Source organism: Bradyrhizobium sp. USDA 4474 (assembly GCF_054057515.1).
In genome coordinates this window covers 807,554-821,573 of sequence record NZ_JBSRZJ010000002.1, presented here as the reverse complement: position 1 = coordinate 821,573, position 14,020 = coordinate 807,554, and the positions used below count along the sequence as shown (strand labels likewise).

The following is a 14,020-nucleotide window of genomic DNA, read 5'->3' as shown; positions in this document are numbered from 1 at the left end:
TCCGTTACGGTATGAAAGTCCTCCCAAGTGATGATATTCGTGTCATCATGTAATGGCGCCGGGGCTGCCCCAGCCTGATGTCGGGGGCTGCTCTTTGCCATTTTACTTTGGATGCACAACGGTTTGGGCTACATATATACGCAGGTATCGGGTCAGATCGGCTGAGCCGGCCCGAAGCAATTGGTGAGGGCTCTGCCCCAGAAGGACACGGATATGAGCATCGCGGAATTCATCGACAACGAAGTGAAGTCGAACGACGTGGTTCTGTTCATGAAGGGGACGCCGCAATTTCCGCAGTGCGGTTTCTCCGGCCAGGTCGTCCAGATCCTCGACCACATCGGCGTCGGCTATAAGGGCCTCAACGTCCTGGAATCCGCCGAACTGCGCAACGGCATCAAGGAATTCTCGAACTGGCCGACGATTCCCCAGCTTTACGTCAAGGGTGAGTTCATCGGCGGCTGCGACATCGTCCGCGAGATGTTCCAGGCCGGCGAGTTGCAGCAGCTCTTCTCCGAGAAGGGCGTCGTCGTCGCGGCTTGATCCGTGACGGTGCTGACGCGCCGGATCGGCGCTGTCCAGCTTGACGTCATTGTTGCCGACATCACCACGCTGAGCGTTGGCGCCATCGTCAACGCGGCCAATTCGTCGCTCCTTGGCGGGGGCGGCGTCGATGGCGCGATCCACGACGCTGCGGGACCCGAACTGCTGGCCGAGTGCCGGACGCTCGGAGGATGCCCGACCGGTGATGCCAAGATCACGAAGGGCTATCGTCTGCCCGCGCGCCATGTGATTCATGCGGTCGGCCCTGTCTGGTATGGCGGGGAGCGCGGTGAGGCCGAGGCGCTCAGTTCCTGCTATCGTCGTGCGCTCGAGCTCTCGCACGCCAATGGGCTGACCTCGCTGGCATTCTCTGCAATCTCCACCGGCGTGTATCGATTTCCGGCCGAGCAGGCCGCGAAGATCGCGGTCCAAGCGACGATCGACGCGCTGCCGGCCGCGCCGACGGTCGGACACGTCATATTTTGTTGTTTCTCGGAGGCGAGTGCCGCGTTCCACAGGGACGCTTTGGCGCGGTACGGCAGCCCTTGTGCCTCATGAGGCGGCAAGTACACTCGGCTCGGCCATGTTCCGGGGAGGGGATATGATTTCAAATACTGGACTACGTGGGCTGGTCTGTGGCGCGCTCATATCATTTGGCACGATGTCGCTTGCGCGCGCGGAAGGCACCTACGAGATTCCGGCCGGAGCGCATTTCAATCAGGACAAGCTCGGCAAGATCAGCGAGTTCTTCAAGAACGAGGTCGCGACCGGCAAGATCGCGGGCGCCACCGTGCTGATCAAGCAGCACGGCAAACCGGTCTACCACGAAGCCTTCGGCGTGCAGGACGTGGTCAGCAAAGCGCCAATCACCGACAAGACAATTTTCCGCCTGTTCTCGATGAGCAAGGCGATCACCTCCGTCGCCGCGATGCAGTTGATCGAGGAAGGTAAGATCAAGCTCGACGATCCCGTCTCGAAGTACATTCCGTCCTTTGCCAATGTGAAGGTCGGTGTCGAGAAGAAGGCCGAGGACGGCACCAGATCGCTCGAGCTGGTGCCCCCGAACCGGCCGATGAACGTGCACGATCTGATGACCCATACGTCGGGCATCACCTATGGCTTTTACGGCGACAGTCTCGTTCGCAAGGCTTATCGTGACGCCAACATCTATGCCGGCGATTTCGACCTCGCCGAGTTCGCCGAGCGCATCGCAAAACTGCCGCTGCACAATCAGCCGGGCGCACTCTGGCAATACGGCCATTCCACCGACATTCTGGCGCGTGTCATGGAAGTTGCGGCCGGCAAGCCGTTGCTCGATATCGAGCGGGAGAAGCTGCTCGGCCCGCTCGGCATGGTCGACACCGGCTTCCTCGTCACCGATCCCGAGAAACAAAAGCTTCTGGCGCAGCCGGTGCCGAACGACAGCGATTTCCGGGTCGGCCGGATCAACGATCCGACCGTCGTCAAGAAGATCCAGTTCGCCAGCGGCGGGATGGTGACGACCATGGCCGATTATGAACGCTTTGCGCAAATGCTGCTCAACGGCGGCTCTCTCGACGGCAAGACCATCCTCAAGCCGGAGACGTTCAAGTTGATGGTGACCGACCAGGTCGGGCCAGGCTCCGGTGTCGACCGCGACTACTTCTACTTCCCCGGTGACGGTTTCGGCTTCGGCCTGGGCCTCGCCGTCCGTACCGATCCCGGCAACGCCAAACCGCCGCCGCCCGGCGATCTCGGGGAATTGAAGTGGGACGGCGCCTCCGGCTGCTATTTCGTGATCGACCCCAAGCAGGACATGTTCTTCGTGCTGCTGGAGCAGACCCCGAGCGAGCGCCAGCGTATCCAGCGGACTTTGAAGCAACTGGTCTATGAATCCATGGAGAATTGACATGTTCGGGCGCCGCGCGCTCTTCGCGGCACTCGTTCTTTTGCTGGGTGTGGTCGGTGCGCAGGCGGGCTCCGAGGATCGCGCGCACAGCTTCACGCCCGAGGGTCTGGCCAAAGTCTCCGACTACATCAGGAACGAGATCGCGACCGGCAAGATTCCGGGCGCGATCCTGTTGCTGCAGCAGCACGGCAAGCCGGTCTATTACGAGAATTTCGGCGTCCGCGATGTCGCGACCGAGATCTCGATGAGCGCCGACACGATCTTCCGGCTCTATTCGATGTCGAAGCCGGTCACCTCCGTGCTGGCGATGATGCTGGTCGAGGAGGGCAAGCTCGCGATCAACGATCCCGTCTCCAAATACATTCCGGCCTTTGCCGACATGAAGGTCGGCGTCGAGAAGAAGGCCGAGGACAACAAGGTCTCGCTCGAGCTGGAGCCGCTCAATCGTCCTGTGACGATCGAGGATTTGATGCGCCACACAGCCGGTATCCCCTATGGCTATTATGGCGGAGACCTGGTGAACAAGCTCTATGCCGATGCCGGTCTGTTCGACAACAAGGACAGGACCAACGCCGAATTCGTCGCGAAGATCGCCGCGCTGCCACTCGCCGAACAGCCCGGCACGATCTGGGATTACGGCCATGGCACCGACGTGCTCGGCCGCATCATCGAGGTGATCTCAGGGGAATCGCTCTACCAGTTCGCGAAGGAGCGGTTGCTAGATCCGCTCGGGATGAAGGACACCGCGTTCTATGTTGCCGATCCCGCCAAATGGCCGCGGATCGCCGAGCCGATGCCGCAGGACCGCGCGATCAGCCCGATGACTGAGGTTCGCGATATCAGGAAGCCACTGAAATGGGAGTCGGGTGGCGGCGGACTCGTCGGCAGCATCGGCGACTACGCGCGCTTCTCACAGATGCTGCTCAACCGCGGCACGCTTGATGGCCGACGCTACCTCAAGCCCGAGACTATCGCCGTGATGACGTCCGATCACGTCGGTCCTGAAACCCATGTCGAGCGCGACAGGAATTATTATCCCGGCGAGAGCTCGGGCTATGGCCTCGGCGTCGCCGTGCGCACGTCGGTACCACCAGGCACCTCTTGGCCGGTTGGCGAATATCGCTGGGACGGCGTCGGCGGCACCTTCTTCTTCATCGACCCCGAAGACGACCTGTTCGGGATCTTCATGGTGCAGACGCCGTCGCAGCGCGGCCGCATCCAGCTCGCGCTGAAGACGCTGATCTATCGGGCGATGGGGCGGTGATCACGCCCCCCGCACGATCTCTCTGACGTAGCCGATCGTTTCCTCGATCTGGCTCGCATTGACGTCGAGATGGGTGCAGGCGCGGATGCGGCCGTCCATCATCGCGAGGGTCACGCCGCGCTGGCGCAATGCCACGACCATCTTGTCGCCGGGTACGCCGGCGCCGTCGGGCTTGAAGAACACGAGATTGGTCTCCGGCTCCTGCACCTCGATGCCTGAGATCTGCGAGAGCCCGCGGGCCAGTGCGCGCGCATTGGCGTGGTCGTCGGCGAGCCGCTCGACGTGATGATCGAGCGCGTAGATGCAAGCCGCGGCACATACGCCAGCCTGCCGCATCGAACCGCCGAGGCGCTGCTTCCACTGCCAGACGGCGTCGATGAAGGCACGCGTGCCCGCGAGCACGCCGCCGATCGGCGCGCCCAGGCCCTTGGAGAAGTCGATCCATGCCGAATCCCAGCCCGCCGTCATCTCCCGAGGCGAGATGCCGCTCGCGACTGTGGCATTCAGCAGACGCGCGCCGTCCATATGCGTGACGAGGCCATGTTGCTTGGCGATCGCGACGATCTCGTCGAGCGCAGCCTTCTTCCAGATCGTGCCGCCGCCGATATTGGCGGTCTGCTCGACGCTGACGACGCTCTGCGTCGGCTGGTAGCGCGTGCGCGGGTGCAGAGCTTTGCGGAACGTCTCCGGCGTGAACTGGCCGTCGGCGCCTTTGAGCTGCGTCACCTGGAAGCCGCCGATCGCGGCATGCGCACCGCCTTCGCGGGCGATGATGTGCGCGGTTTCATGCGCGAGAATCTCGTCGCCGGGACGGCAATGCACCAGCGTCGCTGTCACGTTGCACATCGTGCCCGAGGGCATGTAGACCGCCGCCTCCTTGCCCATCAGATCAGCGACGCGCTCGCACAGCGCATTCACGGTCGGATCGTCACCCACCTGCTCGTCACCCACTTCAGCCCGCGCCATCGCCTCGCGCATCGCAGCCGTCGGCTTGGTCTGCGTGTCCGAGAGCAGATTGATGCGCACCGGCGGCGCCTTGGGATCGATCGGGGGAGGGGTGTAGAGCATGGACGGCTCCTATGGGCAGTGCGGCCACTGAAATGCGGCTCTTAAGCAAAAAGGCCCCGGCGAACCGGGGCCTTTCGATAGTGAGATCTTAGCGCGAATAGAATTCGACGACCAGATGGGGCTCCATCTGCACCGGGAACGGCACGTCGGAGAGGCCGGGGACGCGCACGTATTTGGCGGTCATCTTGCCGTGGTCGACTTCGAGATAGTCGGGGGTGTCGCGCTCGGGGAGCTGGCTCGCCTCGAGAACGTGGGCGAGCTGCTTGGAGGCTTCCTTGACCTCGATCACGTCGCCCACCTTGATCTGGTAGCTCGAGATGTTGACCTTGCGGCCGTTCACCTTGATGTGGCCGTGGTTGATGAACTGGCGGGCCGCGAAGATCGTCGAGACGAACTTGGCGCGGTACACGACGGCGTCGAGACGACGCTCGAGCAGGCCGATCAGGTTCTCGCCGGTGTCGCCCTTGAGACGGCTGGCCTCGACATAGATGCCGTGGAACTGGCGCTCGCTGATGTTGGCGTAGTAGCCCTTCAACTTCTGCTTGGCGCGCAGCTGCACGCCGAAGTCCGAGAGCTTGCCCTTGCGGCGCTGGCCGTGCTGGCCGGGGCCATATTCACGGCGGTTCACGGGGCTCTTCGGGCGGCCCCAGATGTTCTGGCCCATACGGCGATCGAGTTTGTACTTCGCCTCACTGCGCTTAGTCATCGCGTCCTCTTGGGTTGCATGGTTTGAGGAAACGCGCCCTCCTGGGTGACGGGCTAGCCCGGCACTGACAGGTCCGATCCCCAAAGCTTAAGGGAAAGGACCACGGGTCGCGAAACGCTTCGCGGGCCGAAATCGGCCCGCGAGCAGGGGGCTTTTAGGGGAGTTTGGGGTCCGCTGTCAATGCGAATGGCCCGGATTCAGGTCCTGACCGCCCGGATCGGCGTGGGGCCGGCCGCACGCAATTCCGCAGCAATTTCAGTGTTCAGGACCTGTTCCAGCCGGGTCAGGACCCGGGCGATGGGAGCCGCATCCGTAACCCGGTGATCCCAGCGGATCACCACATGGATGGTCTGGTCGGATTTGACCAGCCCGTAGCTGACGATGAAGGGGCCTGGTGTGATGGGGTGGAGTTCGCCGCCGCCATAGGCCGAAACCGAGCTCACCGCGAAGCTGCCGAACCAATTGCCGCGCTGGCGGCCGAAATTCAGGCCCACCGTCCAGAATAGCCGCCGCAGCGGCAGGGGCAGCCGGGTGACCCGCATGATCTTGCGGAACATGGGGACGTCGTCGACCGGCGCCGTCTTGGCGCGGCGGATCTCGGCGTCGATCGCAGCCAGCGTGATGGCCTCCGGGGCTGCGATTCGCTGCGGCATCACGCATTCCTCGCCGTTCTCGACCCGGGCAATCGCAACCGACGCCACGCTATTGCGGAACTCGTAGAACGAAGGCCAGGGCCATTTGGCGTAAACGGTTCGCAGGACCGGCTCGTCCCTGGCCACCAGTGCGAAGGCCTTGACGAACATCGCGGCCCAGCCGGCGGGCGCGGCCGCACCAGCGCGCGCCTCCAGCAGGGGGCGGATATCGAGTGAACGCGAGAGCGAGACGAATGGCACGCCCATCGAGGCGCGCATGAGGTCGACAATCAGTCGGCGCGGAAGCGAAATCTTCTTGGGTTGACCGCGCATCGTTCTTTCGGTTCCCGCGGGCTGACATCAGGGGCGGCGAGCGGCGGCGACCCTAGCAGCACTGCCGGTCCCGGCAAGCCATAATGGCCGAGTCCACCGTTCAGCGCTTGATCCCGTCGAACGCGGCCATGATGCCGCGCTGGAACAGCGACCAGTCGAAGCCAAGCGCGATCGCACGGTAGCCGCGGTCGATCAACTGGTTGGCCTGGTCGGCGGTGCGCGCCACGCCGCCGATCGGCACGCCGCTGTTGAGAATGCCGGCTTCGGCACGCGCGATCAGCGCAAGCAATTCCGGATCGTCCATCTGACCGCGCTTGTTGATGGAGGTGGCGAGATCGCCGGGGCCGATGACCGCGACGTCGATGCCCGGCGTCGCCATGATCTCGTCGATGCGGTTGACGGCCTCAACATGCTCGATGGTGATCATGCAGATCATCTCCTCGTCGGCTGACGCCATGTAGTCGGGCATCGACTGGCCCCAGCGGAACGGCGCGTGGAAGGGGCCCCAGAGGCGGTCACCCCGCGGCGGATAGCGCACGCTCCGCACCGCCTTGTCGGCTTCGTCGCGATTGGTGATCATCGGGAAATTGATGCCGAAGGCGCCGATGTCCATCGGCGCCTTCGCCAGCCAGGGCTCGTTCGCGGCAATCCGCACCAGCGGCGTGCACGGCGTGCCCGTCGTCGCCGCGATCATCGCATGGGCTTCGGTGAGGCCGATCGGCCCGTGCTCGAGATCGACGATGATCCAGTCGAGCGAGCGCGCCATGATCTGCACCATCTGCACGCTCGGGATCGTTGCGATCGCACCGAAGGCGGGGCGGCCTTCGTTCCACATCTGGCGGAGGCGGTTGAGCGGCTTTGCGGGGACCGGCATGAATGACCTTGCGCGCGATGACGACGGCGCAGCCTAGCAGCGCGCCCTGGCTGCGAAAAGTCAGGCCAGCGCGCGGCCGCCGAAGAACGGCATCAGCGTGGCGCTGAGGCCATGCACGCGGTTCGACGTGAAAATCATCTCGGCGCCCGATTGGGCCATGCCGCCATTGCTCGGGCCAAGCAGGTCGGAGACGCGGCGCGCAATGGCCGGTGCCGGATCGATCCACTCCACCGACCAGGGCGCCAGCCGCTCCATCCGGTCCAGCAGCAGCGGATAATGAGTGCAGGCGAGCACGATCGTGTCGGTGCGCGCAGTCCTATCCTCGGGGTTTCCGACGAAGCAAGGTTTCAGCTCCGCGAAAATGTCGCCGTCGTCGACGGTGGTGCCGCTGAGCGCAGCCTCGGCGAGCGTGGCGAGTTCGGGCGAGCCGACCAGTGTCACCTCACAGCCTTGGCCGTGATCCCGGATCAGCGCCTGGGTGTACTCGCGTTTGACGGTCGCTTTCGTACCGAGCACCGAGACGCGGCGGGTCTTCGACTGCGCGCAGGCCGGCTTGATCGCCGGCACCGTGCCGACGAACGGCACGCGATAGGCCGCGCGTAAATGGCTCATGACCGAAACGGACATGGTGTTGCATGCGATCACCACCAGGTCGGGCCTATGCGCGGCAATCAGCTCTCCCATCAGCGGCACGACGCGGGCGACGATTTCGTCCTCGCTGTGATGGCCATAGGGGAAAAAGGCGTCGTCGGCGACGTAGGTATAATGGGCATCCGGGCGTGCGGCCACCACCTCACGCAGCACCGTGAGGCCACCAAGGCCGGAATCGAATACCAGGATCGTCGGGGAATGGGTCACGTCGTTACCTTAAGGCCTGATGGTTACCATTCGGTTTTTGGGCGGTTTTGCGGCGGGATCGGCCACCCGCCCAGTTTGGAACGATTCAATTTCGCGTATGCCGCATGTTCCCGCTATCAGCAGCCGTGCCGCGCTGCGGTCGGGATATCCGCAACTGTCCGGGAGCCGACATGATCAGAAATACTGGGAATAGCTGGGGCAGCGTTGCCCGGTGGTTTCACTGGGGCCTGGCACCGGCGATCATCGGCATGATCGGCTTCGGCTGGTGGATGAATCACATTCCGGCGCGCGCCGACAAATTCTTCTACCGCTCGATCCATGCCGATATCGGCTACGTGATCCTGCTGCTCACGGTGCTGCGCCTGGCCTGGCGCGCCATCAACCCGACGCCGGCGCTGCCGGCCGAGTCCTTGCACTGGCAGAGGATTGCGGCCCGCGTCAGCCAGGGCGCGCTCTATCTCGTGGTGATCCTGGTCGCGATGTTGGGCTGGGCGCATTCCGGCGCGCGTGCGACCAACTATTCGGACTTCTTCGGCCTGTTTCACGTGCCGCAATTCACCTCCCCGGACAAGGCGGCAGCGGACGCCTTCGAGGACCGGCACATTTTCTTTGCCTATGTGCTGCTGGCGCTGATCGCCGTCCACTTCGTCGCCGCCCTCTGGCACCACTTCATCCGCCGTGACCGTGTCGTGGCGCGGATGGTGACCAACGAGGTGGGATAGAGCGCGGTCTCTCCACGGGTTAGGATCTGGCGTCAGTTTGCTTCATCTCGTCAGGAGACGCTCATGCTCACCGTCCATCACCTCGGCAGATCGCAATCCGAACGCATCGTCTGGCTCTGCGAGGAGCTCGGGATGCCCTACGAGCTGAAGCGCTACGCGCGGGATTCCGTCACCATGCTGGCGCCGCCGGATTACAAGGCGCTGCATCCGATCGGAACTGCGCCGGTCATCACGGACGGCGATCTCGTGCTCGCCGAATCCGGCGCTATCGTCGATTACATCATCGCCACATACGGCAACGGTCGACTCGTTCTCCGCGCCGATGATCCCGACTTTGCGCAATTCCTGTTCTGGTTTCACTTCGCGAACGGCACCTTGCAGGCCGGCATGGGCCGGCTGATGCTGTTGAACCGGCTCAAGCTCACCGATGACAATCCCATGCTGGCCGCCACGAAGGCGCGGGTCGATCGCGCCTTCGATCTGGTCGATGCGCGCGTGCGCGAGGCCGAATATCTGGCCGGCAGCAGCTTCACGACGGCCGACATCATGATCGGCTTCTCGCTGACGACGATGCGTTATTTCCAGCCCTATGATCTCGCGCGCTGCCCGAATGTGGTCAGATATCTCGGCCGCGTCGGTTCGCGTCCCGCCTACCGGCGCGCGATGGAGAAGGGTGATCCCGGCATGGCGCTGCTGCTGAGCTGAGCGGCGATCAGGCGATCTTGTTCGTGGTCGCTGTCCGGGCTGCCGCCAGCTGCTTCTGCAGGCGATCGATGTTTTGCAGGAGGCGCTGGCTGGTCAGCACCAGGAAGTAATAGCCGAACTGCGGATCCTGAAAGTAGATCTCGAGCAGGCGGTCATAGGTGATCGTCAGCACCTGTCCGTCCTCGATGCATTCGATGGTTCCGGTGCGCCGGTTGTCGGGCGTCAGGAAGCCGAGCTCGCCCATGAGAGCGCCCGGGCCGATCTCGACGTTGATCTCCTTGACCAGGAATTTGCCGGTCACGGTGAGGAGCATCTCCTTGGCCGGGTCGCCCAGCCTGAACAGCGTGTCGCCATGGCGGTACTTGCGCTCGGTCATGAACGGCTTGAGCCACTCGATCGACATGTCGCCTTCGGCCGCATGTCGCGCCTTTTTCACCAGCTTGAGCATTTGCCGCAGGCGAAGAGCGTTGATCGGAAGCAGGAGCAGATACAGCAGGAACGTCGAGACGTTGGCCGAGAGCGCGCCGAAAATGGCGAAGAAAGCGCAACCGATCATGTTGGCGACGCGCAAGGGGACCATCGTCCGCATCAGGAGGGTGGCGACGAAGAAGACGGCGCCGACCGCGGCGAACATGTTGGCCAGCGTGATGTTGTGAACGAAGATCTCCAGCATCCGGTTGAAGATCGCGTCCCAGGTGACGTTGTTGGGGTCGAGGCCCATCTGGACCAGGATCTTCGCGATCCTGAGGTTGTCCGTCGCCGCATCCAGAATGCGGTCGAGGATCGAGGAAATGTCTGCGCTGCCGGACGGCATGGTACTATCCCTGCGTAAGGCCTCTAGTCCTGGTCGGTATCCGCGGCACGTATAGCCGAAATCGAATGACGACCGCTTGAAAGAAACTTTCGGTCGCCCTGCTGCAAGGGACGAATTTTAGCCCGATCGGCGGTTTCGGCAATTGCCCGTTGGTTGCGCGCATGATCCCGGCGCGGCCCGTGATTAGGGTTGGCGCCGCAGGCAGAGCTAGGCATCCGGGGCGGGCGGCGGCGCTAAGAAATGGCCCGGTGGGTGCTATGGCTTGGCGGCGGGCTGGATGACCTGCTGTTCGACGAGGGTCAGATGCCCGGGCAGGGCGCCGGCACGCAACAGCATGGCGACACTGTTGGCCTCTTCGAGAGTGAAATTGCCCGAGATCTGGCCCGAGCCGCCGGCGATCGGTTCGCGGATCACTGGCGCGGAGATCACCTTGTCGTCGAGCACGATGGCCAGGGGCCTGCCGACGTTCTCCGCGGTGACGTGGGCAAAACGCCGCGTACCGCGCCCATTGAAGCGGAATTGGGCGATCGGATCCTTGGCGCCGTTGATGCCGGTCACAACGCCGGGCGCCGCATAATTGATGTCCTCGCCGTCGAGCGCGCTCTCCTTGGTCACCAGGTAGGGCCGCTTGTCCTTGAAGCCGAGCAGGATCTCGGAGCCTTCGGGCGGGCTGCCGGATTGCGCCTGCTCCGGCGTCATCGAAACATCGACCGGCCGGAAGCTGACCTTGACCTTCCGCGCGAAGATCGCGGTGATACGGTCGGGGTCGGTGACGCCAGGCAGGAAGATGCGGATGCGGTCGGTGCCCTCAGGGGCGACGCTGACAGGCTTTACGCCGGCGTCCTTGAGACGTTGCTCGATCATGGCGATGGAGTCTTCGACGAGATCGTGCAGCCGCGCGGCGGATGCCGCATCGGTCGGCGTGAGCTTGACTGCTCCGTCGCCGCGATCGGTCATGGATATCAGGCGCGATGGCAGCCGCTCTGCGGCGGAGGCGAGCTTGCGCGCAAGTTGCTCGCGATCTTTGGCGTCGGCGATCTTCAGCTCGACGCCGCCATCGCGGATCGCAAGGTCGGAGAAGGCGATATGCCCGGCATGCAAGGTGCCGTAAACGTCGTCGCGCAAATCCGTGACGACGCTCTCGCGCAAGCCGTCGCCGTCCACGCCGTAGACGATGCGCGACCCGCCCAGCTTTTCCATCTTGTCGCCGACGAAGGCGACGATCTTGGCGCGCATCTTGTCGAACTGGCTGTCCTCTGCGAGCGTTGTACGCGGCAGGGCGATCGCCGATGCCATGGCGAGCGCGAGGGTCAGCCGCGTGGCGCGGTCCCGCAAGGGCGTAGTCATGGTCACCTCAAGTCTTGCGGCAGGACGCTGGCGGACGAGCTCAACTCCAGTTCTTTGGTACCTGGATCGGGCAGGGAGGTTCAAAGCCTCTCAGACGAGGTTTATCGCCGCAGCCGGCAGGCAATGGACGAACGCCAAATCATCCATCATTGTGGTCCTGCTCGACCGGTCAATCGGTCGCGGCCCCGCCGAACCAAATGTCATAGAGAGGCGGCGAGGGACGACAGCTGGGGGAGGACGGAATTCCATGGCGGGCATCCACGCGCTCGATCGGCTCATCGGCAACGAATATCCGGAGCTCTTGACGGACGAGGAGGTCCGGGTCTTCGAGCAGGTCCCTTACGCCGATCGCGTTGCGGCCGAGAGCACCTATGATGCCATCAAGCTCGGTGCTGCGCGCAATCCCGACGGCGCGGCGATCCAGTTTCTGCAAAATGCCGATCCGGCCGACGCGCCCGTTGTGGTCAGCTACCGCGACTTGATCGCGCGCGTGACGCAGGCCGCGAACATGTTTCACGCGCTCGGCGTCGAGAAGGGCGACGTCATCTCCTTCATGCTGCCGCTGCTGCCCGATGCCTTCGTGACGCTGTTCGGAGCGGAGGCCGCCGGCATCGCCAACCCCGTCAACCCGCTGCTCGAGCCGCACCAGATCGCGGAAATCCTGGAAGCGGCGAAGACGAAGATCCTGGTGGCCCTCGGGCCGATGCCGGGGACCGATATCTGGCAGAAGGTCGAGCAGATCCGCCCGCAACTCAAGCACCTCAAGGCGATTGTGCAGGTGGCAGGCCACGGTGATCCCGCGAACGGAATTTTCGCGTTCAACGATCTGATCAAGCAGCAACCGTCCGACCGGCTTGTCAGCGGGCGCAACATTCTCGGCAGCGACGTCGCCGCCTATTTCCACACCGGCGGCACCACCGGCACGCCGAAGCTGGTGCGGCACACCCATGCCAACCAGGTCTATCAGGCCTGGGCGCTGAACCTGCTGTTGAAGTCCAAGCCGGGTGGCAACATGCTGTTCGGCATGCCGCTGTTTCACGTTGGCGGATCGCTGACGCAGGTCCTGTTGACACTCTCTGCCGGCGGCTCGCTGGTGGTGCTGTCGCCGAGCGGCTGGCGCAATCCGAACGCGGTGAAGAACATCTGGGCCCTGGTCGAGCGCTTCAGGGTCGAGGCACTGTCGAGCGTGCCGACGGTTCTGGCCGCAGCGCTCGCGGTGCCTCCAGGCAATGCCGACATCTCCAGCCTGAAATATGCGGCCGGCGGAGGCTCGGCGATCCCGGTTGCCGTCGGGTCTGCGATCCAAGAGAAATTGAAGCTGCCGGTGGTCGAGGTCTACGGCATGACCGAGACATCGAGCGTGCACACGCTCGCCTATCCGTCACGACCGATACGGCTCGGCTCGGTCGGCCTTCCCATGCCTTATGCCCGCGTCCGCATCGTGCAGCTCGACGCCGAGGGCAACCTGATCCGCGACTGCAAGCCTGACGAGATCGGCGTCGTCATCATGGCCGGGCCTGGCGTGTTCGGCGGCTATCTCAACGACGCCCACAACAAGGGTGCCTTCGTCGACGACGTCTGGGTCAATTCCGGCGATCTCGGGCGGCTCGATGCCGACGGCTATCTCTGGATCACCGGCCGCGCCAAGGACCTCGTGATCCGCGGCGGCCACAACATCGATCCGGCGCCGATCGAGGAGATCATGTTTCGCCATCCTGCGGTCGGCTTTGCCGCCGTGGTCGGCCAGCCCGATGCCTATGCCGGCGAGCTGCCGGTCGGCTATGTGCAGTTGAAGCCGGGCGCGTCCGTCGAGCCGGGCGAGCTGGAGACCTGGGTGCGCGAGCGCACGCCGGAACGCGCCGCCGTTCCGGTGCAGGTCATTCCGATCGACCCGATGCCGGTCACCGGCGTCGGCAAGGTGTTCAAGCCGCAACTGCGCTGGGACGCGGCGCAGCGCGTGTTCACCAAGGTGCTGAGGCCGCTGATCGAGCGCGGCATCGACTGCAAGGTGAAGGTCGGTGCGCATGGCAGCCATGGCTCGATCGCGACCGTGACGCTGACAGGCTTGCCTGCTGATCAGCGCGAGGTCGTCGCCGGCGAAGTGCACGCGCTGCTCGCACCTTTCGTGATGCGGCATGAGATCGTGCACGCGTAGGTGACGGCAGCGCCGGGCTCGCCAGCGCCTCAACTGCCGCGATAGGTCTCGCCGAGCGCCGCGACGAAATCCGCCCTGCTGGCCCGATTGAGGGTGTCGAGGGTGAGTTGTCCC

The 14,020-nt window shown here is 64.0% G+C and carries 14 protein-coding genes; 7 read left to right on the top strand and 7 right to left on the bottom strand.

The features are described from left to right. Positions 1-213: 213 nt before the first annotated feature. From grxD to ACVW16_RS05760, 4 genes are read left to right on the top strand one after another with little or no spacing between them, the layout of a single operon-like run. Positions 214-540 carry a Grx4 family monothiol glutaredoxin gene (gene grxD, locus ACVW16_RS05775; RefSeq protein ID WP_063682471.1) on the top strand — a complete coding sequence of 109 codons (327 nt, stop codon included), beginning with the start codon at positions 214-216 and terminating at the stop codon, positions 538-540. A 3-nt stretch (positions 541-543) separates the two neighbouring features. Next, positions 544-1,098 (top strand): O-acetyl-ADP-ribose deacetylase, encoded by a 555-nt coding sequence (locus tag ACVW16_RS05770; protein WP_456735600.1) that lies wholly within the window; start codon positions 544-546, stop codon positions 1,096-1,098. Between the two features lie 43 nt (positions 1,099-1,141). Then, on the top strand, positions 1,142-2,428 hold the full coding sequence (locus tag ACVW16_RS05765) for a serine hydrolase domain-containing protein (RefSeq protein ID WP_456735599.1): 1,287 nt from the start codon (positions 1,142-1,144) through the stop codon (positions 2,426-2,428). 1 nt (position 2,429) lies between these two features. Then, a complete protein-coding gene (locus ACVW16_RS05760) occupies positions 2,430-3,692 on the top strand; it encodes a serine hydrolase domain-containing protein (protein WP_456738631.1) in 1,263 nt (420 codons plus the stop codon). Here ACVW16_RS05760 and ACVW16_RS05755 read toward each other — a convergent pair whose 3' ends face one another. The 5 genes from ACVW16_RS05755 to murI form a co-directional block, all read right to left on the bottom strand. Beyond that, complete coding sequence (locus ACVW16_RS05755) at positions 3,693-4,760, bottom strand: threonine aldolase family protein (RefSeq protein ID WP_456735598.1); 1,068 nt, start codon at positions 4,758-4,760, stop codon at positions 3,693-3,695. An 88-nt stretch (positions 4,761-4,848) separates the two neighbouring features. After that, positions 4,849-5,466 (bottom strand): 30S ribosomal protein S4, encoded by a 618-nt coding sequence (gene rpsD / locus ACVW16_RS05750; protein ID WP_456704395.1) that lies wholly within the window; start codon positions 5,464-5,466, stop codon positions 4,849-4,851. Positions 5,467-5,663: 197 nt separating this feature from the next. Then, a complete protein-coding gene (locus ACVW16_RS05745) occupies positions 5,664-6,431 on the bottom strand; it encodes an acyltransferase (RefSeq protein WP_456738630.1) in 768 nt (255 codons plus the stop codon). Between the two features lie 100 nt (positions 6,432-6,531). Beyond that, positions 6,532-7,305, bottom strand: a complete 774-nt coding sequence (locus ACVW16_RS05740) for an HpcH/HpaI aldolase family protein (protein ID WP_456735597.1) — start codon at positions 7,303-7,305, stop codon at positions 6,532-6,534. A gap of 60 nt (positions 7,306-7,365) precedes the next feature. Next, positions 7,366-8,163 carry a glutamate racemase gene (gene murI, locus ACVW16_RS05735; RefSeq protein WP_456735596.1) on the bottom strand — a complete coding sequence of 266 codons (798 nt, stop codon included), beginning with the start codon at positions 8,161-8,163 and terminating at the stop codon, positions 7,366-7,368. Positions 8,164-8,333: 170 nt separating this feature from the next. On the opposite strand from murI, the gene ACVW16_RS05730 reads away from it, so the two are divergent. After that, complete coding sequence (locus ACVW16_RS05730; protein ID WP_456735595.1) at positions 8,334-8,885, top strand: cytochrome b; 552 nt, start codon at positions 8,334-8,336, stop codon at positions 8,883-8,885. Between the two features lie 63 nt (positions 8,886-8,948). After that, positions 8,949-9,590 (top strand): glutathione S-transferase family protein, encoded by a 642-nt coding sequence (locus tag ACVW16_RS05725; protein WP_456735594.1) that lies wholly within the window; start codon positions 8,949-8,951, stop codon positions 9,588-9,590. A 7-nt stretch (positions 9,591-9,597) separates the two neighbouring features. Here the strand turns inward: ACVW16_RS05725 and ACVW16_RS05720 are convergent, their stop codons facing one another. Together ACVW16_RS05720 and ACVW16_RS05715 are read right to left on the bottom strand one after the other, a co-directional pair. Further along, on the bottom strand, positions 9,598-10,404 hold the full coding sequence (locus ACVW16_RS05720) for a Crp/Fnr family transcriptional regulator (protein ID WP_456704390.1): 807 nt from the start codon (positions 10,402-10,404) through the stop codon (positions 9,598-9,600). A 255-nt stretch (positions 10,405-10,659) separates the two neighbouring features. Then, positions 10,660-11,751, bottom strand: a complete 1,092-nt coding sequence (locus ACVW16_RS05715) for a SecDF P1 head subdomain-containing protein (protein ID WP_456735593.1) — start codon at positions 11,749-11,751, stop codon at positions 10,660-10,662. Positions 11,752-11,998: 247 nt separating this feature from the next. Here ACVW16_RS05715 and ACVW16_RS05710 point away from each other — a divergent pair, with 247 nt between their 5' ends. Beyond that, a complete protein-coding gene (locus ACVW16_RS05710; protein WP_456735592.1) occupies positions 11,999-13,906 on the top strand; it encodes an acyl-CoA synthetase in 1,908 nt (635 codons plus the stop codon). Positions 13,907-14,020 lie beyond the last annotated feature (114 nt).